The organism is Streptomyces sp. E-08 (genome assembly GCF_049913095.1).
Lineage (GTDB): Bacteria > Actinomycetota > Actinomycetes > Streptomycetales > Streptomycetaceae > Streptomyces.
The window spans coordinates 5,311,194-5,331,924 of the sequence record NZ_CP183971.1 but is presented as its reverse complement, the minus strand read 5'-3'; the positions used below and the strand labels follow the sequence as shown (position 1 = coordinate 5,331,924).

16 protein-coding genes are annotated in these 20,731 nt (G+C 74.9%); 9 read left to right on the top strand and 7 right to left on the bottom strand.

The window, feature by feature from the left end; translation table 11 throughout:
* The first annotated feature begins 9 nt into the window (after positions 1–9).
* A complete protein-coding gene (locus tag ACN9MM_RS24750) occupies positions 10–3,549 on the top strand; it encodes a tetratricopeptide repeat protein (RefSeq protein WP_426365795.1) in 3,540 nt (1,179 codons plus the stop codon).
* A 95-nt stretch (positions 3,550–3,644) separates the two neighbouring features.
* Here ACN9MM_RS24750 and ACN9MM_RS24745 read toward each other — a convergent pair whose 3' ends face one another.
* Complete coding sequence (locus ACN9MM_RS24745) at positions 3,645–3,884, bottom strand: hypothetical protein (RefSeq protein ID WP_426365794.1); 240 nt, start codon at positions 3,882–3,884, stop codon at positions 3,645–3,647.
* Position 3,885: 1 nt separating this feature from the next.
* Positions 3,886–4,767 (bottom strand): mycothiol conjugate amidase Mca, encoded by an 882-nt coding sequence (gene mca / locus ACN9MM_RS24740; RefSeq protein ID WP_426365792.1) that lies wholly within the window; start codon positions 4,765–4,767, stop codon positions 3,886–3,888.
* A 98-nt stretch (positions 4,768–4,865) separates the two neighbouring features.
* On the opposite strand from mca, the gene ACN9MM_RS24735 reads away from it, so the two are divergent.
* From ACN9MM_RS24735 to ACN9MM_RS24720, 4 genes are all read left to right on the top strand, one after another.
* The gene (locus tag ACN9MM_RS24735) at positions 4,866–5,267 is read left to right on the top strand and encodes a DUF4307 domain-containing protein (RefSeq protein WP_426365791.1); all 402 of its coding nucleotides are present in this window, start codon (positions 4,866–4,868) and stop codon (positions 5,265–5,267) included.
* 190 nt (positions 5,268–5,457) lie between these two features.
* Positions 5,458–5,955 (top strand): transcription elongation factor GreA, encoded by a 498-nt coding sequence (greA, locus tag ACN9MM_RS24730; protein ID WP_383791974.1) that lies wholly within the window; start codon positions 5,458–5,460, stop codon positions 5,953–5,955.
* A 107-nt stretch (positions 5,956–6,062) separates the two neighbouring features.
* On the top strand, positions 6,063–8,516 hold the full coding sequence (locus tag ACN9MM_RS24725; RefSeq protein ID WP_426365790.1) for a protein kinase domain-containing protein: 2,454 nt from the start codon (positions 6,063–6,065) through the stop codon (positions 8,514–8,516).
* Between the two features lie 4 nt (positions 8,517–8,520).
* Positions 8,521–10,809 carry a protein kinase domain-containing protein gene (locus tag ACN9MM_RS24720; protein ID WP_426365788.1) on the top strand — a complete coding sequence of 763 codons (2,289 nt, stop codon included), beginning with the start codon at positions 8,521–8,523 and terminating at the stop codon, positions 10,807–10,809.
* 25 nt (positions 10,810–10,834) lie between these two features.
* Here the strand turns inward: ACN9MM_RS24720 and ACN9MM_RS24715 are convergent, their stop codons facing one another.
* The 3 genes from ACN9MM_RS24715 to ACN9MM_RS24705 all read right to left on the bottom strand — a co-directional run bounded on the left by ACN9MM_RS24715 (position 10,835) and on the right by ACN9MM_RS24705 (position 15,675).
* Positions 10,835–11,689, bottom strand: a complete 855-nt coding sequence (locus ACN9MM_RS24715; protein ID WP_426365787.1) for an ABC transporter permease — start codon at positions 11,687–11,689, stop codon at positions 10,835–10,837.
* Entirely contained in the window at positions 11,686–12,708 is a 1,023-nt protein-coding gene (locus tag ACN9MM_RS24710; RefSeq protein ID WP_426365785.1) for an ATP-binding cassette domain-containing protein, read from the bottom strand. The genes ACN9MM_RS24715 and ACN9MM_RS24710 overlap by 4 nt, the downstream gene beginning before the upstream one ends.
* 93 nt (positions 12,709–12,801) lie before the next feature.
* Positions 12,802–15,675 (bottom strand): AfsR/SARP family transcriptional regulator, encoded by a 2,874-nt coding sequence (locus tag ACN9MM_RS24705; protein ID WP_426365784.1) that lies wholly within the window; start codon positions 15,673–15,675, stop codon positions 12,802–12,804.
* A gap of 260 nt (positions 15,676–15,935) precedes the next feature.
* Here ACN9MM_RS24705 and ACN9MM_RS24700 point away from each other — a divergent pair, with 260 nt between their 5' ends.
* On the top strand, positions 15,936–16,541 hold the full coding sequence (locus ACN9MM_RS24700; RefSeq protein ID WP_426365783.1) for a helix-turn-helix domain-containing protein: 606 nt from the start codon (positions 15,936–15,938) through the stop codon (positions 16,539–16,541).
* 100 nt (positions 16,542–16,641) lie between these two features.
* Here the strand turns inward: ACN9MM_RS24700 and ilvA are convergent, their stop codons facing one another.
* Positions 16,642–17,871 carry a threonine ammonia-lyase gene (gene ilvA, locus ACN9MM_RS24695; RefSeq protein WP_426365781.1) on the bottom strand — a complete coding sequence of 410 codons (1,230 nt, stop codon included), beginning with the start codon at positions 17,869–17,871 and terminating at the stop codon, positions 16,642–16,644.
* A gap of 149 nt (positions 17,872–18,020) precedes the next feature.
* Here ilvA and ACN9MM_RS24690 point away from each other — a divergent pair, with 149 nt between their 5' ends.
* From ACN9MM_RS24690 to ACN9MM_RS24680, 3 genes are all read left to right on the top strand, one after another.
* Positions 18,021–18,560 (top strand): MarR family winged helix-turn-helix transcriptional regulator, encoded by a 540-nt coding sequence (locus ACN9MM_RS24690; RefSeq protein ID WP_426365780.1) that lies wholly within the window; start codon positions 18,021–18,023, stop codon positions 18,558–18,560.
* Between the two features lie 78 nt (positions 18,561–18,638).
* Entirely contained in the window at positions 18,639–19,109 is a 471-nt protein-coding gene (locus ACN9MM_RS24685; RefSeq protein ID WP_426365779.1) for a sigma factor-like helix-turn-helix DNA-binding protein, read from the top strand.
* A 139-nt stretch (positions 19,110–19,248) separates the two neighbouring features.
* The gene (locus ACN9MM_RS24680) at positions 19,249–19,500 is read left to right on the top strand and encodes a hypothetical protein (protein WP_426365778.1); all 252 of its coding nucleotides are present in this window, start codon (positions 19,249–19,251) and stop codon (positions 19,498–19,500) included.
* A gap of 34 nt (positions 19,501–19,534) precedes the next feature.
* Here ACN9MM_RS24680 and ACN9MM_RS24675 read toward each other — a convergent pair whose 3' ends face one another.
* Positions 19,535–20,689 (bottom strand): cystathionine gamma-synthase, encoded by a 1,155-nt coding sequence (locus ACN9MM_RS24675; protein WP_426365777.1) that lies wholly within the window; start codon positions 20,687–20,689, stop codon positions 19,535–19,537.
* Between the last annotated feature and the right edge of the window lie 42 nt (positions 20,690–20,731).

The window sequence follows — 20,731 nt, the reverse complement described above, 5'->3', positions numbered from 1 at the left end:
GGAACGCAGATGCGGGAGAGTCACCGGGCCGAGGCCGAGCGGCTGTTGGAGCGGGCCGTGGCGGAGGAGGTACGGGCCTGCGGAGGCGTCCCGGCCGACGCGGAGGTGCTGCTCGCGCGGGGCCGGGCGGGCCTCGACGCGATGGCGGCGGGTGCGGCCGAGGAGTACGCGGCCTATCTGCGGGCGGAGGCCGGGCGGCCGCGTCCGGGCCGGTTCACGGGACCGGCGATCGGGGGTCCCGCGCTGGTCACGGGCGTCGCCGCGGCGGCGGCCTTCGGAGCGGACCTGGCGCTCGGCACGGCGGCGGGGACGGCGTTCGGCGCGGGCGCGGCGGTCGCGGTGGCCGGGGCGGCGGCGACCGTGCTCCGCGCGACGACCGGCCACCGCGAGCCGGACGGCCCCGGAGAGACCGAACGGCTCCGGCGGGACTGGCTGACGGCCCTGGAGACCCGGTGCGTACGACCGTTCCTGGAACGCGAGCGGGCACGGGCGGACGCGGTGGGGGGCGGGGGGTCCGGGGCGGCCGGGGCCGGAGGGTCGCCGGTGGCCCGGACCGAGTGGCCCGAGGACGGAGCGACCTCGGCCGAGTCCTCGCGGACGGACCTGGCCGGGGGCATGGACCGGGCCGGACGCGGGGCGGCCGGTGCGGCCGGGGCCGGAGCGGCCGGGGCCGGAGCGGCCGGGGCGGCCGGCGCCGGGGCGTCAGGGGGTGTCGCCCGGCAGGGAGGAGGTGCCGGGCCGGCGGCAGCCCTCGGGGACGGGGTCGCGCCGGGCGGCCCCGGAGGGACCGTGGGCCGGCCCGCCGGCTTGGGACCGGGGGCGGACGGGGTCGGCGGGGCCCGGGGTGCGGGTGACGCGGGCCCGGCGCGGGAGGCCGGGGCCGGGGGCCGGTGGGTGCGCGGGGCGGACCGGAGCGCCGCCGCCCGCAGCCGGACCGTCCTGGCACGGTCCTTCGGGCATCTGCCCGATCCCGGCGGGGTGTTCGCCGGGCGGCGGGAGGAGCTGGGCCGGATCTCCGGCTGGGTGCGGGCCGGGCGGGCCGCGACCGCCACCCGGCCGACCCTCGTGCTGCTGCACGGCGCACCCGGGTCCGGCCGCACCGCCCTCGCCGTGCGGGCCGCGCACGCGCTGCGCGACCACTTCCGCGGGGCCTGTGTCGTGGACCTGCGGGGCGGCGGGACGGGCGAGCGGCCGGTGACGACCCGGGAGGCGCTGCTGCATCTGCTGAACCGGCTCGGCGCCCCGCGCGACCGGCTCCTGTTCCGCGAGGGCGCCTCGGAGGACGAACAGGTGCGGAGGCTCTCGGAGTTGTACCGGAGCCGGCTGACCGGGGTGCCCGTGGTGCTGGTCCTCGACGACGCCGTCGACCCCGTCCAGGTGCGGGCCCTGCTGCCCGAGCGTTCGGACAGCCTGGTCCTCGTGACCTGCCGGGAGCCGCTGGACCTCGGCGGGGACGTACCGGCCGACGTGCACGCGCTGCCGGTCGCCGCGCTCGACGCGGCCGGCGCCGAGGAGCTGCTGCGCGCGACGGCCGGCGCGCCCGACCCCGGCCCGTACGACGCCGAGGCGTTCGAGCGGATACGGGAGCTGTGCGGCGGCCTGCCGCTGGCGCTGCGGGTGGCGGGCTCCCTGCTCGGGAGCCGCTCGATGGACGACCTGGCACATCTGCTCGCCCGCCCCGGCTGGGGCGCCGATCCCGTCGAACGCGCCCTGTCCGTACGCTACTTCCTCGACTTCGACGAGGACTCCCGGCGGCTTCTCCGGCGGCTCGCGCTGGCCGGGCGGGCCTCCCTCGGCGCGGCGGCGGCCGCCGCCCTGCTCGGCGGGGGCGGCGGGGCGGAGGCGGCCGGCCGGCTGCGGGAGCTCTCCGGCGCGGGGCTGCTCGACCATGTGCGCGGGGAGCGCTACCGGCTGCACGACGCGGTGCGCGGTTTCGCGGCCGTCCGGCTCCTGGACGAGGAGGACGCGGCCGAGATCGCGGCGGCGCAGGAGCGGCTCGTACGGAACCACGCGGAGCTCGCCGACGCGGTGATCCGGATGGTCGACGGCAAGATGTCGACCCGCGCGGACCGGTTCGACGGGCACGGCTTCGGTTCTCTGGAGGCGGCGCTCGGCTGGCTCGACGAGGAGTCCAGCTTCCTGACGGCGGCCCTGCGGCACGCGGAGGGCGTCGACCAGGAGACCGTGCTCGGCCTGCTCAGCGCGCTCTGCGACTACTGCCTGCTGCGGGGCGACCTCTACCGGCTCGGGGAGATCAACGAGCTGGCCGAGTCCGTGGGGCAGGGGCTGCTGACGCGCTCGGTGCGGTGGCGGACCGGCATCGCGGCCCGGCAGCTCGGCGAGCTCGACAAGGCCCACAAGACGCTGACCTCGGTCGTCTCCCTCTACCAGGAGGCCCACCAGGACGCGGGCGCCGCGCTCGCGCTCTGCTCGCTCGGGATCACCCTGCACCACCAGGGGCGGCTGACGGAGGCCGCGGCGCGCCTGCGGGAGGCGCTGGCGCTCCAGGAGCCGGAGTCGCTGGCCGCCGACCGGGGCTGGACGCTGCACGCGCTGGCCGCCGTGGAGCGGGACCGGGGCGATCTGGCCGAGGCGACGGTGCTGCTCGACCGGTCGCTCGCGCTGCATCGGGAGCACGAGTCGCTGCACGGTGAGGCGTGGGCGCACTTCCAGCGCGGTCAGGTGCTGCTGCTCCGGGGCGAGGTGCCGGGTGCGGAGGACGAGCTGCGGCGCGCCCTGGAGACGTACGGGCGCGTGCACGACGGGCGCGGCGAGGCCTGGGCGCTGACCCAGCTGGCGCGGGCGCGGCTGGCCGCCGGGGAGGCGGAGGCGGCGGTGGAGGAGCTGCGCGGGGCGCTCGCCCGGCACCGGGAGCAGGAGGACGCGCGCGGCGAGGCGTGGACGCTGTACCACCTGGGGCAGGCGCTGGAGGAGCGGGGCGACCGGGACGAGGCGGTGCGGGAGCTGGGGCGGGCGCGGTCGATGTTCTCGCGGATGCGGGACCTGTACGGGCTGGCGTGCGCCCGGCACCAGCTGGGGCGGGTGACCCGGGACCAGCAGGGGGCGCGGGCCGGCAACCTGCGCAACTCGGGGTTCGCCCGGCAGCTGCTCGTGGACGCGCGGGCGGACTTCCGCAGGATCGGGGTCGCGCACGGGGAGGCCTGGGCGTGTCTGGAGCTGGCGATCGTGGACGCCGGGAACGGGCGGGTCCCGCAGGCGCTCGCGCTGTGCGAGGAGGCGCGGACGCTCTTCGACGCGTACGGGGACCGGCGGGGCGCGGACTGGGCCAGGCTGCTGCGCTGCGGGCTGCTCCCGCACGCGGCCCCGGGCAGCCCGGAGCCGGGGACGGCGTCGGCGCGCGAGGAGCTGGCGGCGCTGGCGGCGGACCGGCATCCGGCGCGTGACCCGAGGGTCGACGACTGCGCGGAGGCGCACGGCCTGCTCCTGAGGCGTGGCATCGCCGCCACGACCCCGTGGCAGGCCTGGGATCTGGGCCTGGTCCCGTCCCGCCAGGCGCGGGAGGTCCTGGGGGTGCCGGGAGCGCGCTGACGTCCGGGGAGCCCGGACGTACCCCCCGGGGGCTCCGGGGGAACGGGAGCCGCCCCCGTCCCGCACCTCTGGGGTGCGGGACGGGGGCGGTCGGGTCACTTGCCCTTGGTGCCGGCCTGCTTCGCCGGGGTGTCCGGGGCCGTCGCCGACGGGTCCGGGGCCTCTTCGAAGGAGACCTTGCCCATGTGGCGGTTCATCGACTTCATCAGCATCCAGACCGCGAGGGCCAGGGCCGCGAAGACGACGAAGCCGAGGACGCCGGGGGTCACCTTGTTCTTGTCCAGCTCTTCGGCGGCGAAGGGGACAAGCTGGGTCAGTGCCAGGTGTGCGCTCATGTCAGGCATTGTCGCGGATGCCCGCGAAGAGATCTTCCTCGGGGAGGGAGGTCGGGACCAGCGCCTTGCTGAGCTCGTACTCCTCCGTCGGCCAGACCTCCTTCTGGATGTCCATCGGGACCCGGAACCAGCCGCCGTCGGGGTCGATCTGGGTGCGGTGGGCGATCAGGGCCTTGTCGCGGGTCTCGAAGAAGTCGGCGCAGGGCACGTGGGTGGTGAGGGTGCGCGCCTTGCCGCCGAACTCGTCCCAGCGCTTCAGCCAGTCCCCGTACGGCGACTCCAGGCCGCGGTCCAGGAGGGCGTTGTGCAGGGCCTCGGTGCGGGGGCGGTTGAAGCCCTGGTTGTAGTAGAGCTTCAGCGGCTGCCAGACCGGGCCGAACTCGGCCTCCGGGAACTTCTCGGCGTCGGCCGCGCCGTCGAAGGCCACCATCGTGATCTTGTGGGTCATGATGTGGTCGGGGTGCGGGTACCCGCCGTTCTCGTCGTAGGTCGTGACGACCTGCGGGCGGAAGGAGCGGATCTTGCGGACCAGCGCACCGGCCGCGCCGTCCACGTCCTCCAGGGCGAAGCAGCCCTCGGGAAGCGGGGGCAGCGGGTCGCCCTCGGGCAGGCCCGAGTCGACGAATCCGAGCCATTCCTGCGAGACGCCGAGGATCTCGCGGGCCTCGTCCATCTCCTTGCGGCGCACCTCGTGGATGTTCGCCTCGATGTAGGGGTCGCCCTGAAGCTGGGGGTTCAGGACCGAGCCGCGCTCGCCGCCCGTGCACGTCACCACCATGACGTCCACCCCCTCGGACACGTACTTGGCCATCGTGGCCGCACCCTTGCTCGACTCGTCGTCGGGGTGGGCGTGAACGGCCATCAATCGCAGCTGCTCAGTCAAGACTCGATCCTCAGTGATTCGACGCGGAGGGTGGTCTCTATAGTGACGGAATCGGGGGAGTGAAAATTCCGCCACCCCCGGCTTCGAGAGGATCCCCCATGAGCGCGGTGCGAGAGCAGCTGCCCGAGGGACGCTACGGGCGCTCCGCGGACGAGCGGGCCGACCGCAAGCTCAAGATCGTCGGAGCCGTGCTCGGGGTCGTCTTCCTCGGCGTGATGGGCTGGTTCGGCTGGCACTACGTCGTCGACAACAAGATCAGCGCCGAGATGATCAAGTTCGACGTGGTGAGCGACGACGAGGTCCAGGTGCACCTGGAGATCCGCAAGGACGAGGGCGTCAAGGGCGTCTGCACGCTGCGCGCGCGCTCCGAGGACGGGGCCGAGGTGGCCCGCAAGGACGTCCGCGTCGACGACACCGCGACCCGGGTCGACCGCGTCTTCTCGCTCCGCACGACCGCCCGCGCGACGAGCCCCGAGCTCATCGGGTGTACGGCCCGGTAGCGGTGGGTAGGGACGGGGTGTCGAGTCCCGGCGAGTCACTGCGGTGACCTGGGGTGACGCCATCTTGATGGTTTATGTCCTCCCGCTTTCCGCCACTCATTGTTAGGCTCGTGGTTTCGCCCACCCGGGACAGCAAGGCCTTCCCGTGTAGGGCGATGCTTTGTATTCCCAGTACCTACGAGGAGCACCTGTGACCCAGACCAGCGACAACGTCACCTGGCTCACCCAGGAGGCGTACAACAAGCTCAAGGACGAGCTTGAGTACCTGTCTGGTCCCGCGCGCACGGAGATCACCGTCAAGATCGCCGCCGCCCGCGAAGAGGGGGACCTGCGCGAGAACGGCGGGTACCACGCGGCCAAGGAGGAGCAGGGCAAGCAGGAGCTCCGCATCCGCCAGCTCACCCAGCTGCTCCAGCACGCCAAGGTCGGTGAGGCGCCGGCGGACGACGGCGTCGTCGAGCCCGGCATGGTCGTGACGATCGCCTTCGACGGCGACGAGGACGACACGATGACCTTCCTGCTCGCCTCCCGCGAGTACGCGAGCGACGACATCGAGACCTACTCGCCGCAGTCGCCGCTCGGCGTCGGCGTCAACGGCAAGAAGGCCGGTGACGACGCGGACTACGAGCTGCCGAACGGCAAGAAGGCCACGGTGAAGATCCTCAGCGCGAAGCCGTACACCGGCTGAGCCGCACTCCTTGAGCGAAGGGCCGGCCCCCGTGGGGGCCGGCCCTTCGTCCTGCATGCACATGTAATGATGCGCACCTGACGTCACGTCACCAGGGGGAGGACGAGGTGCTGGGACCGCTGCGCGGGGATGCGCCACGCCGGATCGGACCGTACGAGGTGCTCGCCCGGCTCGGCGCCGGCGGCATGGGCGAGGTGTTCCTCGCGCGGGACACCGGGGGCGCCGGCAGCGGGGTCTTCGTCGCCGTGAAGACGGTGCGGCGGGACGTCGCCGGCGACCCGGCCTTCCGGGACCGCTTCCGGCGCGAGATCAGGGTCGCCGGGCTCGTCGACAGCGCGTACGCCGCCGCGCCGGTCGGAGGTGACGCCGACGCCGAGGTGCCCTGGCTGGCCACCGCGTACGTCCCCGGGCCCAGCCTCCCGCAGGCCGTGCGGCGCGGCGGCCCGCTGCCCGTCGCGACCGTGCGGGCGCTCGGCGCGGACGTCGCCCGGGCCCTCGCCGACCTGCACGGGGCCGGGGTCCTGCACCGGGACCTCAAGCCCGGCAACGTCATGCTCTCCGTCGACGGCCCCCGGCTCATCGACTTCGGCATCGCCCGCAGCAGCACCGCGACCACCATGACCGCGACCGGTCTGATGGTCGGGACCCCCTCCTTCATGTCCCCCGAGCACGTGGCCGGCGCCCGCCGGGTCACGGCCGCCTCCGACGTCTTCTGCCTCGGCTCGCTGCTCTGTTACGCGGCGACCGGCGAGGACCCCTTCGGCGACGGGCCCCTCGCGGCCGTCCTGTACCGGGTCTCCCGGGCCGAGGCCGACCTCACCCGCGTCCCGGAGGAGCTGCGCGGGCCCATCGCCGCCTGCCTGGCCGTGGACCCGGAGGAGCGGCCCGCGCCGCGGGAGCTCGCCGGACTCCTCGGCGCCGGGACGGGGAAGGTCTTCCCGTGGACGGAGGGCGTACGGGACCACATCGGCGAGTACGGCAGGGAGCTCGCCCAGCTCGTCGCCTCGGGCGGGCCGCTCCTGGAGGCGCCGGCCGGCCCCGTCGTCGCCCCGGCCGTCCCCGGTCTGCACTCCGTGCCGACGCTCCCGCCGGTGTCCCCGCCCACCGTGCCCGCCGCCGAGGCGCCCCGGAAGCCGCGGAAGCGGCTGCTCGCCGCCGTCCTCGCGCTCGCGGTCGTGGCCGGTGGGCTCGGCACGTATCTGCTGTGGCCCGACCCGGCGCCGCCGAAGGCGCCCGTCACGGCGGGCCCGCCGCCCGGGCCCCGCGTCCCCGGCGTGAGCGACCGCGGCCCCGCCGACGCCTCCGGCGTCGTCGCACAGAACGCCGCCCAGCGCCCGGTCGGCTGGAAGCCCTGGCGGGCGAAGCTGACCGCGCCCGCGTTCGGCTGCTCGTCCGGGGAGAAGGCGCTGGTCTGCCGGACGACGGACGGACGGTACGAGGCGCTGGACCCGGCGAACGGGAAGCGGCTGTGGACCGCGGACCTGGTGGCGGACCCCCGCGACGACATGAGCTTCATCGGGCCCACCGGCGGGATCTTCATCGCGGGCGGCACCGCCGCGCCCGCCGTCCACGACGGTTCCGTCGTCCTGTTCTCCGGTGGGCGCGTCCAGGTCCGGGAGGCCCGCAGCGGCGCGGTGCGCTGGGAGGAGAAGAGCACCTCCGGCTCCAAGATGCGCACGCAGCCGGTCGTGGGCGACGGCGCGGTCTTCGTCCCGACCGGTGACGACGACAGCGGCCGGATGACGGCCTTCGCGCTGGCGGACGGCCGGGAGCTGTGGACCAAGGCGCTCACCAACGCCGAGCTCGCGCGCGTGGAATTCCGCGACTTCGAGCCGGTCGCCTACGCGAACGGGCTCGTGTACGCGCTCAGCGACGCCGGTTTCGTGGCGTTCGACGCGAAGACCGGCCAGCAGCGCGGCCAGGTGCCCCCGGCGGCCAAGGAGTGCGACAGCCTCCTCGTCCAGGGCCGGTACGCCTACTGCGCACCGCTCGACTCGACGAACCAGGCCCCGCTCGTGCTGCACCGCCTGGACGCCACGACGCTCGCCCCGGTGGGCGGTGGCCCGCTCGCCGTCCCGGCCGGGGTGGCGAAGTCGGGCGCCTGGCCGACCGCCGTGTCCGCCCGGGCCGCCGTCGTCCTCGACCGGGGGCCCATGCGCTGGGCCGACTGGCACAACACCAGCGCGCCCGAGGGCGCGTTCGTCCTCGACCCGGCCACCGGCGGGCTCCTCGGCCACTACCCGCTTCCGCGGGCCGGGGCCGACGGGAAGCGGCAGCTCGTCTCCGACCCGCTGATCGCCGGGAGCTCCCTGCTGTGGGCGGACTTCTCGTCCCTGCACCTGGTGCCCCTGGCCGACGGCGGCAAGCCCGGCACGGAGCGGGTCGTGCCCGTGCCCGGCGCTCCCGGGCCGCGCGCCGAGGACTCCTACGACCGCGTGAACGGCACCTACCTGGACCGGGAGATCCGCCCGCCGGTGGTCCTCCCGCTCGGCGGCGTGGCCCACGTCGTGTACGACACCGGGGTCGTCGCCTCCGTCGCGCTCCCCGGCGAGAAGGAGTAGTCCCGTGCTGGAAGCCCTGCCACCGGGGCCCCCGCGGCTCCTCGGCCCCTACCGGCTGCTCGCCCGCCTCGGCGCCGGCGGCATGGGCGAGGTGCACCTCGCCTGCCGGGCGGACGCGCCGACGGCCGATCCGTACCGGATGGTCGCGGTGAAGACCGTGCGGGAGGACCTGGAGGTCGACGGGGACTTCCGGACCCGCTTCCGGCGGGAGATCGCGGCGGCGCGCACCGTGGACGGGCCGGGCGTCGCGCGGCTCGTGGACGCGGACGCCGACGCGCCGTCGCCGTGGCTGGCGACCGAGTACGTGCCGGGGCCCTCGCTCGCGGAGGCGGTCGTACGGTCCGGGGCGCTGCCGGTCCCGGCCGTCCGGGCCCTCGGGGTCGCCCTGGCGCGGGCGCTCGCGGACGTGCACGCCGTGAAGGTGCTGCACCGGGACCTCAAGCCGGCGAACGTGCTGCTCGCCTCGGCCGGGCCGAAGCTGATCGACTTCGGCATCGCGCAGGCCTTCGAGGCGACCGCGCTGACCTCGACCGGACTGGTGGTGGGCTCCCCGGGGTTCATGTCGCCGGAGCACCTGGTGGGGAGCCGGGCGGTGGTGCCCGCCTCGGACGTGTTCTGCCTGGGCGCGGTGCTGGCGTTCGCGGCGAGCGGCCGGGGGCCGTTCCACGACGACGAGCTGGCGGCCGTGATCTACCGGATCAGCCGGGCCGAGGCCGAGCTCGACGGGGTTCCCCAGGAGCTGCGGCCGGCCGTGGAGCGTTGCCTGCGGCTCGACCCGGCGCAGCGGCCGTCGGCGGCGGAGCTGGCGGAGCTCCTCGGCGGCGGGGACGCGCCCGAGGTGTTCCCGTGGCCCGGCGCGGTGCTCTCGCTGCTCGCCGGGTACGGGACGGCGGCCCGGAGCGCGGGGGAGGCGGCGGCCTCCGGCACGGGCGTGGCCGACCTGCCGACGCTCGGCCCGGTCGTGCCCTACTCCCCCACGGCGCTGACGGACCGGCCGGTGCTCCCCCCGGCGCCCGTGGAGCGGCGTCGCCGCCCGTGGGGCGCGGTGGTCGCGGGCGCGGTGGCGGTCGCGCTGGTGGCGACGGTGGGCGTGGTGCTCCTGAAACGGGACGACGGGCAGGGCGGTACGGGCACGGGCGGGACCGCGGGACCGTCGGCGACCGGCCTCGGGGCGGGCACCACCACGCCGCCGGTCGTCGCGCTGAGCCGGGTGGTCCAGCCGTACGGCGCGGCCGGCCGGTCCCATGACTTCGGCACGGCGGCGACGGACCCGGCCTACCGTCCGGCGGGCTGGTCGCCCTGGACGGCCCGGACCGACTGGCCGATCGGTGCCTGCGCGCTCTCCCCGAAGGTCCTCGTGTGCACGGGCTCGGGCGGCTCGGCCGTCGGGTTGAGCGCCTCGGACGGCCGGAAGCTGTGGACGGTGCCGGGGAAGCGCGAGACCTCGCCGGTCGGCCCGCTGTATCCGGCGGTGGTCGACGACACGGTGTACCTGTCGGACGCCGACGGGATCACCGCGCACGGACTCGCGGACGGGGCGGCGCGGGGCGTGATCCCGGTGCCGGACGGCGGCTGGGCGGTGAAGAGCACGGACCTGCTGGACGGTGTCCTGTACTCCTCGTACTTCGGGCTCCGGGAGGACGGCACGGGACTCGTCACGGCCGTGCGGCTCAAGGACCGCAAGCTGCTGTGGCGCTCGGCCGTCCCGGGTGTCCCCGAGCAGGTGGTGGCGGTGGACGGCCGGGTCCTTGTGCCGCTCGGCGACCGGCCGCCGGTCGCGCTGGACGCGGCGACGGGCGGGCAGGCGGCGCGGGCCACGGAGCCGTGCGGCTCCCTCACCGCGCACGAGAGGAGCGGGAGCGTGCTGTGCTGGGGCCGCGCCGACCGCTCGGTCGCCGTCCTCGACGCCCGGACCCTGAAGCTGCGGCACACGCTGGGCGCGAGGACGACCGTCGCGCCCGCGGTGAGCGCGGACGGGCTCGTGGCCGTCCTCGACACCACGGAGACGCTGGTCACGTACGACGTGGCCGACGGCCGGGAACGGTGGCGGACCGATCCCCTGTCCGGGGAGCGTGTGTACGTCGCGGGCGACCGTGTGATCACGGCGAGCAGCGGACGCGTCACGTCGTACCCGGCCGCCGGTCCGTCCGACGCCAACGGCTCCGAGGGCTACTCGCCGAAGATCCCGGAGGGCGTCGAGTCCCCGGAGTTCCCCCCGGAGCTACTGGCCGCCGGAGGGTCGGCGTTCCTCGCCTTCCCCGAGGGCCTGGTGGTCTCCGCGTACCTGCCCTGAGGGCTCCGTCGACCGCCGAGCGGTCTCACGCCGTCGCCGAGCGGTACTTGCGGACCGAGAGCGTCCGGAAGACCACGATGATCAGGATCGACCAGAGGAGCGAGGCCCACACCGGGTGCTGCATCGGCCAGGCGTCGGAGGTCGAGACACCGGGGTTCCCGAAGAGCACGCGGCAGGCCTGGACGGTCGCGCTGAACGGGTTCCACTCGGCGATGGGCTGGAGCCAGGAGGCCAGATTGCTGGAGTCCACGAACGCGATCGAGATGAACGTGACCGGGAAGAGCCAGATCAGCCCGCCGGAGGTCGCCGCCTCGGGGGTGCGGACCGAGAGGCCGATCAGCGCCCCGATCCAGGAGAAGGCATAGCCGAGGAGGAGGAGCAGGGCGAAGCCGCCGAGCGCCTTGGGGACGCCCTCGTGGATGCGCCAGCCGACGAGCAGGGCGACGATCGCCAGGACGAACAGGGTGAGCGTCGTCTGGACCAGGTCGGCGAGCGTACGGCCGGTGAGGACCGCGCCACGGGCCATCGGCAGCGAGCGGAAGCGGTCGATGAGGCCCTTGTGCATGTCGTCGGCGATGCCCGCGCCCGCTCCGGCGGTGGCGAAGGTGACGGTCTGGGCGAAGATGCCGGCCATCAGGAACTCGCGGTAGACGGCCGGCGATGTGGTGTCGCCGATCTGCATCGAGCCGCCGAAGACGTAGCTGAACAGCACCACGAACATGATCGGCTGAATGAGCCCGAAAATGATCATCTCGGGGATCCGGGACATCCTGATCAGGTTGCGGCGGGCGATCACGAGCGAGTCGCCGACGGACTGGACGACGGCCCCGCGCCGGCGCGGGACGGCCAGGTCCTCCGTCGACCCGATGACGGTGGTCATTTCACGGCCTCCTTCCGGCTCTTCCCGGCGACGGCCGCCGCCCCCTCGGCCTCCCCCTCGTCCCGCTCGGCCGCGTGGCCTGTGAGGGAGATGAAGACGTCGTCGAGGGTCGGGCGGCGCAGGCCGATGTCGTCGATCTCGACGTCGACGGCGTCCAGGTCGCGGATGACCTCGGCGAGCAGCTTGGCACCGCCGGTGACGGGGACGGTGAGCCTGCGGGTGTGCTCCTCGACGGAGACCTCGCCGTGGCCGATCCCCTCGGCGCCGTACCGGGCGAGGACCCCCCGGGCCTCGGTGATCATCTCCGGCGCGTGCACGACGACCTCGACGCGCTCGCCGCCCGTCTGGGCCTTGAGCTGGTCGGAGGTGCCGCGGGCGATGACCCTGCCCCGGTCGACGACGCAGATGTCGTGGGCGAGGTGGTCGGCCTCCTCCAGGTACTGGGTGGTGAGGAGCAGGGTCGTACCGCCGGCGACGAGCTCCTTGATGACCTCCCAGAGCTCCTGCCGGTTGCGCGGGTCGAGGCCGGTGGTCGGCTCGTCCATGAACATGACCGGCGGGGAGACGACGAGGGCCGCCGCGAGGTCGAGGCGGCGGCGCATGCCGCCGGAGTACGTCTTGGCGGGCCGGTCGGCGGCGTCGGTGAGGTGGAACCGGTCGAGCAGGTCGCCGGCCCGCACCTTCGCCGCCTTGGACCGCATCTGGTAGAGCTCGCCGACCATCTGGAGGTTCTCGCGGCCGGTGAGGTACTCGTCGACGGCCGCGAACTGGCCGGAGAGGCCGATCGAGCGGCGGACCTCGTCGGGGTGCCTGAGGACGTCGATCCCGGCGACGACGGCACGTCCGCTGTCGGGCTTGATGAGGGTCGTCAGGACACGCACGGCGGTCGTCTTCCCCGCGCCGTTCGGGCCGAGCAGCCCCAGGACGGTGCCCTCCGGCACGTCCAGGTCGACGCCGTCCAGAGCTCGTACGTCGCCGAAGGTCTTCACCAGACCCTCGGCGTAGATCGCGCCTGGCATGTGGATTCTCCCAGGGAGATTCGGGCGTTTCCTATCGATCCTAGGATTTCCCGGCGCCTCCCGCCCGGTGAATTCGTGACCCGGGTCACAGGATCATGCGGGGATGTCCACCTGCTCCCGCGGCCCTCCGGCGGCCCTGGGCGCGGCGAGGCGCTTGCGCAGCTCGCCGGTCCGGCCGACGTAGCCCCGGCGTTCCAGCGAGACGAGGGCCCTGCCCCAGCAGGCCTCGGCGCCGGCCCGGTCGCCCAGGTCGTCTAGGGCGTCCCCGAGGCCCGTCAGGGAGAGGGCCTCGCCGTGCAGGTCACCGCCCTGCCGCTGCAGGGCGAGCGCCTTCCGGTACGCCTCGACCGCCTCGGCCGGGCGCCGGGCACCGCGCAGGACGTCGCCCCTGATCCGCAGCCCGATGGCGAGGCTGACCCGGTCGCCCGCCGCCCGCTGGGCCCGTTCGGCCTCGTCGAGGACGCCGAGGGCCTCGTCGAGCCGCCCCAGGTTCGCCAGGGTGTCCGCCAGGTTGTTCATCGTCGCCGTGCTCGGGCTCTCCCAGACCAGGGACTCCCGGTAGTACCCCAGCGCGGACCGGTGGTCGCCCAGCTCGGTGCAGCAGGTACCGATGTTGTTGAGGACCGCGGCCATCTCCAGGTCCCGTCCCTCGGTGCCCTCGTGGATGCGCAGGACCTGCCGGTAGTACGCGATCGCCTCGTCGGGCCGGCCGGCCTGCATGACCTGGTTCCCGATGCCGTTCAGCATCCACGCCTCGGCCCGCTCGTCGCCCTCCGCCCTGGCCGCCGCGAGACCGACCGTGTGCGTGCCGAACCAGTCGTCGCCCCGGCCCAGCCGGACGTACGCCCACAGGGAGGCCGCCGTCTTCCACGCGAGGGCGTGCAGCCCCGACTCGTGGGCCAGGCGCACACAGGCGACCAGCAGCTCCCGCTCCCGCTCGCACCAGGCGTACGCCGCGTCGTAGCCGTCGAAGGCGACGGCCCCCTCCCCCGGCTCCCCCGGCTCCAGCGGCACCCGGCGGCCGGCGGGCGCGAGGCGGGCGGTGGCCGCGTCGGCCCCGCGCAGCGACCAGGTGACGAGGCGCTCGACCGCCCGCAGCCGCTCCTCCCCGGTGTCCGTCTCCTTGGCGAGCTCCCGCGCCAGCGCCTGGACCAGGCAGTGGAACTGGTAGCGGCCCGGCGCGGGCGACTCCAGGAGGTGGGCGTCGACGAGCGCTTCGAGCCAGTCCTCGACGGTCACCCCGTCGCGGCCGAGGAGGGCCGCGGCGGCGGCCGTGCCGAACGCCACGCCCGGCATCAGCCCGAGCAGCCGGAACGCCCGCGCCGGACCGGCCGGACCCTCCGGGTCCTGGAGGAGGAGTTCGTAGCTCATCTGGAGCGCCGTACGGACGTGGAGGTCGTCGGCGTACAGCTCGCGCAGCACGCGGCCGTGGTTGTTCAGGCGGTGCGCCAGGTCCTGGACCGACCAGGCGGGACGGGCGGCGAGGCGCGAGCCCGCGAGGCGCAGCGCCAGCGGCATCCCGCCGCACGCCCTCAGCACCTCCGCCGTCGCCTCCGGCTGCGCCGCGACCCGCTCCTCCCCGACGATCGAGACGAGCAGCCGGTGGGCCGCGTCGTCCGGGAGGGCCCCGAGGTCGATCCGTACGCCCGGGAAGCTCACCAGCCGGCGGCGGCTGGTGACCAGGACGGCGCTGCCCGCCGCGCCCGGCAGCAGGGGCCGTACCTGGGCCGCGTCGCCCGCGTCGTCCAGGAGGATCAGCATCCGCCGGGCGGCGATCAGGCTGCGGAAGAGCGCGCTGCGGGCCTGCACCCCGCACGGCACCTCGTCCGGGGCCACGCCGAGGGTCCGGAGCAGCTGCCCCAGCGCGTTCTCGGGGGTCATGGGCATCGTGGTCATGCCGCCCAGGTCGAGGAAGACCTGCCCGTCGGGGAACCGGTCGCGTATCTGGTGCGCCGCCTGCACCATCAGGGTCGTCTTGCCCATGCCGCCCCCGCCGGAGACCCGGTGCACGAGGACCGTCGCGCCGTCGGGGCGGTCGGTCGCGGCGAGCTCGCCGACGATCAGCCCGAGCTCCTCCTCCCGGCCGGTGAAGTCCGCGATCGCCGAGGGCAGCTGGTGCGGTACGCCCGCGGTGGCGCCGCCGCCCGTCACGGCGGCGGGCGGCTCCCCGGGCGCCGGCACGGCGAGCGTCGGGTCGAGCCGGAGGATGCGCCGGTGCAGCTCGACGAGCCCCGGCTCCGGGTCGACGCCCAGCTCGCTCCGGATCGTCCGGCGCGCGGTGTCGTAGGCGAGGAGGGCGTCGGCCTGGCGCCCGCTGCGGTGCAGCGCCAGCATCAGCTGGCCGTGGAAGGTCTCCCGCAGCGGATGGGCGGCGACGAGTGCGGCGAGTTCGGCCGCGATGCCCTGGTGGCGGCCCAGGTGCAGATCGGCCTCGTAGCGCCACTCCAGGACCTGGAGCCTGGCCTCCTCCAGGCGCCGGACGAACGGTCCGCGCTCGGTGTCGGGCAGCGCCACGTCGGAGAGCGGCTCGCCGCGCCACAGGGCGAGCGCCGAGCCCGTCAGGGCCTCGACCGCCGCCCAGTCCTTGGCCAGTCGCGCCGCGCGCGCCCGGCAGAGGAGCCCGTCGAAGCGCGTGACGTCCAGCTCGTCCTCCGCGACCCGCAGCCGGAAGCCGACGGGGGCGACCAGGATGCGGGACTCCGGCCCGCAGTCGGTGTCCAGGTCGCGGCGGAGGCGGGCGACGTGGTTGTGGAGGGAGGCGCGGGCGGTGGCGGGAATCGAGTCGCCCCACATCGCGGTCTTCACGGTGTCCCAGGACACCAGCGTGTCGGGCCGCATCAGGAGCACCGCGAGGAGCGCCCGCGCCTTCGGCGTCCCGACCGGCCGGGGCGTGCCCCCGGCGTCCTCCACGACGAACGAACCCAGCAGCCCGAATCGCACGGCGACCATCCCCCCCAAGCCGTTCACCAGCCACGAGGGTAGTGATCCGACGGTCGCATCGTAGGCGTGGGACGGCCGGAACGTGAGGGGGTTTCCGGATGGTGGGCGCGGTGGATGGCCGGGGCGTCCGGGGTGTCCCGGCGCGTGTCCCGGGCCGCGTCCCGGGGTGTCCCGGGCCGTGTCCCGGACGGTGGCCCGGGAACCCGTTGGCGTGCTGTTGGCGGGCCGTTGGTCACGGGGGCGAAGCTGGGGTCCTGGCACGGAGCACGACGAACGGGGAGCACGAAATGGCTGTCGGCGCACACGGCACGGGCAGGGTCGGCGGGACGAGCGGGACGGGCAGGACCGGGGGGACGGGCAGGACCGGAGGGGCGGGTTCTACGGGCGGGGCGGGAGCGGCGGGTGAGACGGGCGACCGGGGGTGCTCCGGCTGCGCCGGGTGCGACACGGCGACTCCCTGGGCCGAGCTGGCCGCCGAGATGCGCCGCATCAAGTGCGCCACCGAGCTGAGCTACGGCAAGCTCGCGCAGCGCACCCACTACAGCCGCTCCTCGTGGGAACGCTTCCTGAACCAGAAGCAGTTGCCGACCCGGGTCGCGGTCGAGGAGTTCGCCGCGGCCGCCGGGACGGACCCGGGTCCGCTGCTGCTCCGCCTGGAGCGGTCCCTCGCCCACGAGACGGCCGCGCGCGCGGCGACCGCCGCCCATGAGGGAGCACGGGGAGGCGTACGGGGCGGGGACCCGGCGCTCGTGCCCGCGCTCCCCGCCCCCCGGCGGGAGTCCGGACTGCCGGGCCTCGGCCGGCCCCTGGGCCTGCTCGCGGCGGGGGCCCTGGTCGGCGGCGGCCTGGTGACCGTCCTGAACCGGGCGGCCCGGCTCCGCAGGAGCCTCTGACACGGCCCGGGCGGAGGAGGCGTACGCGCGGACGTCGGGTGTACGCGGGGACGTCGGGCGTACGCGGGGACGTCGGGCGCGTACCGCGTGCGCGGGCTCGTCAGCCGAGTACCGCGTACCCGGCGTCCCGCAGCGCCTCCTCCACCTCCCGGCAGTGCTCCGGGCCCTTCGTCTCCAGGTGCAGCTCGACCTCCGCCTCCGTCAGGCCGAGGCGCGGATCGGTCCGTACGTGGCCCACGTCCAGGACGTTCGCGTCGACCACCGTCAGGACCGCGAGCAGCGTCGCGAGCGCCCCCGGCCGGTCCGTGACGCGCAGCCGCAGGCTCAGGTAGCGGCCCCCGGCGGCCATGCCGTGGCGCAGGATCCGCTGGAGCAGCAGCGGGTCGACGTTCCCGCCCGAGAGGACCGCCACCACCGGCCCGCGGAAGGACTCCGGGTCGGTGAGGAGGGCGGCCACCGGGCTCGCGCCGGCCGGTTCGACGACCAGCTTGGCCCGCTCCAGGCAGAGCAGCAGCGCCGAGGAGAGGGCGTCCTCGGAGACCGTACGGACCTCGTCGACGTACTCCTTGACCAGGGCGAACGGCACGTCGCCCGGTCGCCCGACCTTGATCCCGTCCGCCATCGTCACCGGCGTGTCGATCACGACGGGGTGCCCGGCGGCCAGCGAGGGCGGGTAGGCGGCGGCGCCCTCCGCCTGGACGCCGATGACCTTCACGTCCGGGCGCAGCGACTTCACCGCGAGCCCGATGCCGGCCGCGAGGCCACCGCCGCCGACGCCGACGAGGATCGTCCGGACCTCGGGGCACTGCTCCAGGATCTCCAGCCCGACGGTGCCCTGCCCGGCGATGACGTCGGGGTGGTCGAAGGGGTGGATGAAGACCGCGCCGGTCTCGTGGGCGTACTCCTCCGCCGCCGCGAGCGTCTCGTCGACGACGTGGCCGTGCAGCCTGACGTCGGCGCCGTAGTCGCGGGTCGCCGCGACCTTCGGCAGCGGGGCGCCGACGGGCATGAAGACGGTCACGTGCACGCCGAGCAGTTTCGAGGCGAGCGCGACACCCTGCGCGTGGTTGCCGGCGGAGGCCGCGACCACCCCTGCCGCCCGCTCCTCGGGCCGCAGCCCGGAGATCCGTACGTACGCCCCGCGGAGCTTGAAGGAACCGGTCCGCTGGAGGTTCTCGCACTTGAGGTGGACCGGGGCTCCCACCAGCGAGGACAGATGGCGGCTGCCCTCCATCGCCGTCACCCTGGCCACCCCGGCCAGCATCTTCTGCGCCCCCCGCACGTCGTCGAGCATCAACTGGTGCAAGGGGTGTGGCGTACGGAAGCTCATGACAGCAAGTCTCGCAGCTCACGGCCCCCGTGGCCGCCCGGAGGGCGGGCGGCCGGACGGGTTTGCGCAGCGCCGGTACGGACCCCGGCGGGGCCGCGTACTCTGTCCCCCACCGACCGACCACCCCCGCACGAGAGAGACCCACAGCCATGCCCAATTCTCAGGACATGACGACTGCGCTCGACCCCGGTCTCCTCGATGCCCTCCAGCACCAGGTGGCCGTCTTCGCCCGCCGCGCCGAGCAGACGCGCCTCGGCGGCACCGGCCAGCTCCGCAACTCCATGGACCGCGCGGCGTACCTCCTCCTCAACCGCCTGGACCAGGAGGGGCCGATGGGCGTGAAGGCGCTCGCGGCGGGCATGGGGATCGACTCGTCCACGGTGACCCGCCAGGTCGCACCGCTCGTCGACACCGGCCTGGTGAAGCGGACCTCGCACCCGGAGGACGGGCGGGCGGTCGTGCTCCAGCTGTCGCCGCGCGGGCTCGCGCGCCTGGAGGAGGTCCGCTCCTCGCGCCGCCAGCTGATGGTCGAGGTCACGGAGGGCTGGACGCCGGACGAGCGGGAGTCCTTCTGCACGCTGCTCACACGCTTCAACACCGCCCTGTCCGCGCGGCAGTCGGCGCACACGGGCCACGCTCCGGCCGATTCGGCCGGGGGCGCCGCGGCGGAGTCCGGGGCCACGGCCTGACGGACCGCCGCCGCGTGCCGGGGAGGGAGTCCGCGCAGACCCCTTGACCCCGCACCCGCACTGTCCTCAGATGAGGAGGTGCGAGAGCAGCAGCGCGGGCGGAGTGCCGAACACGCCCACCGCACCCGGGAGTTCGAGTCGTTCGTGGCCGGGGCGGCGGGGCGGCTGCTGCACGCCGCGACGCTGCTCACAGGCGAGACCCGCACCCGCAACCCGTACGCCCGGGCCCTGCTGACGGCCGCCCTCGCGCACACGTACGCGGTGTGGGGCCGGCTGCGTGACGAGGATCCGTACGATCTCGCGCGGCGCGACCTCGCCGCCCGCTTCGCGCGCACCGCCTGGAGGCACCACGGAGGCGACGGCGGGGTGCTCGCCGCGCTCTCTCCGCAGGAGCGACTCGTCGTCGTCCTGCGGCTGTACGAGGGGGTCGCGGAGGAGCAGGTCGCGGCGCTCCTCGGCCTGCCCGAGGCCCGCGTCCGCGCGGTGTGCGCCCGCTCGGTCGCCACACTGCGGGCGGCGGCCCGGGGCACGAGGGGGGCGGCGGCATGAGCCGGGCCCGCGAGGGGCACGTACCCCGAGGGCGCGGCGGCCGCGTGGACCGCGTCCGTGAGGCGCGCGTACCCCGGGGGCGAGGCGGCCGCGTGAACCACGCACGCGAGGCGCGCGGACCCCGACGGGAGGCGGTCGCGTGAGCCGGTACGAGGACAAGGAGGCGGCGGTCCGGCGGCTGCTCGACACGCCGCACCCGCCCGTCCCCCGCGATCTCGCGCTGCGCGCCGCCGAGCGCGGGAACCGGCGGCTCCACCAGGCCCGGCGGGTGCGGCGCGTGCTGTGGGCCCTGGGCGCGATCGCCGTGGTCGCGTTCGTCGTGTGGGCGTCGATGACCCACCCGTGGGAGGTCCCGCCGGCGGAGACGACGCCGCCGTTGGAGGGCTGGTGACGGCCGGGAGGCCCGGCCGTCACCCCGCGCGGGACTAGCCCAGCGCCTGACGGAGGTCGGCGAGCAGGTCGTCGACGTTCTCGATGCCCACCGAGATGCGGACCAGGTCGGCCGGGACCTCCAGGGCGGAGCCCGCGACGGAGGCGTGGGTCATCCGGCCCGGGTGCTCGATGAGGGACTCGACGCCGCCGAGGGACTCCCCGAGGGTGAAGAGCCGGGCGCGGTTGCAGACCTCGACGGCCGCGTCCTCGCCGCCCTGCACGCGGAAGGAGATCATGCCGCCGAAGGAGCGCATCTGCTTGGCCGCGATCTCGTGCCCGGGGTGCTCCGGGAGGCCCGGGTAGAGGACCTGGGTGACCTTCGGGTGCTGGGTCAGCATCTCGGCGATCTTCGTGGCGTTCTCGCTGTGGCGGTCCATGCGCACGGCGAGGGTCTTGATGCCGCGCAGCACGATCCACGAGTCGAAGGGACCGGCGACGGCGCCCATCGCGTTCTGGTGGTAGGCGAGTTCCTCGCCGAGCGCCTCGTCCGCGGTCACCAGGGCGCCGCCGACGACGTCGGAGTGGCCGCCCATGTACTTGGTGAGCGAGTGCACGACGACGTCCGCGCCGAGCGCCAGCGGCTGCTGGAGGTAGGGCGAGGCGAAGGTGTTGTCGACGACGAGCTTCACGCCGGCCTGGCGGGCGACGCCGGCGACGGCCTCGATGTCGGTGATGCCGAGGAGCGGGTTCGACGGGGTCTCGACCCAGATCAGCTTCGTACGGTCGTTGACCGCGCCGCGCACCGACTCGATGTCGGAGGTGTTCGCGACGGAGAAGTCCACGCCCCAGCGCTGCACGACCTTGGCGAACAGCCGGAAGGTGCCGCCGTAGGCGTCGTTCGGGATGACCACGTGGTCGCCGGGCGAGAGGAGCGTGCGGAGCAGGCAGTCCTCGGCGGCGAGGCCCGAGGCGAAGGCGAGCCCGCGACGGCCGCCCTCCAGGGCCGCGAGGTTCTCCTCAAGGGCGGTACGGGTCGGGTTGGCGCTGCGGCTGTACTCGTAACCGCCGCGCAGCCCACCCACGCCGTCCTGCTTGTAGGTGGACACCTGGTAGATGGGCGGGACGACCGCGCCGGTCAGCGGGTCGGCCGTGTTGCCCGCGTGGATCGCGCGGGTCTCGAAGCTCTGATGGGAGTGCTGGTCGCTCATGTGTCAGGAGCGTAGTGCCGCGCGGCTCCCGCCGCTGAGTTC

Coding starts and splice junctions, on each gene's coding strand:
- ACN9MM_RS24675 (WP_426365777.1), bottom strand. CDS start 20,689: ATGAGCGACCAGCACTCCCATCAGAGCTTCGAGACCCGCGCGATCCAC.
- ACN9MM_RS24715 (WP_426365787.1), bottom strand. CDS start 11,689: ATGACCACCGTCATCGGGTCGACGGAGGACCTGGCCGTCCCGCGCCGG.
- ACN9MM_RS24700 (WP_426365783.1), top strand. CDS start 15,936: ATGGCTGTCGGCGCACACGGCACGGGCAGGGTCGGCGGGACGAGCGGG.
- ilvA (WP_426365781.1), bottom strand. CDS start 17,871: ATGAGCTTCCGTACGCCACACCCCTTGCACCAGTTGATGCTCGACGAC.
- ACN9MM_RS24735 (WP_426365791.1), top strand. CDS start 4,866: ATGAGCGCGGTGCGAGAGCAGCTGCCCGAGGGACGCTACGGGCGCTCC.
- ACN9MM_RS24690 (WP_426365780.1), top strand. CDS start 18,021: ATGCCCAATTCTCAGGACATGACGACTGCGCTCGACCCCGGTCTCCTC.
- ACN9MM_RS24710 (WP_426365785.1), bottom strand. CDS start 12,708: ATGCCAGGCGCGATCTACGCCGAGGGTCTGGTGAAGACCTTCGGCGAC.
- ACN9MM_RS24745 (WP_426365794.1), bottom strand. CDS start 3,884: ATGAGCGCACACCTGGCACTGACCCAGCTTGTCCCCTTCGCCGCCGAA.
- ACN9MM_RS24750 (WP_426365795.1), top strand. CDS start 10: ATGCGGGAGAGTCACCGGGCCGAGGCCGAGCGGCTGTTGGAGCGGGCC.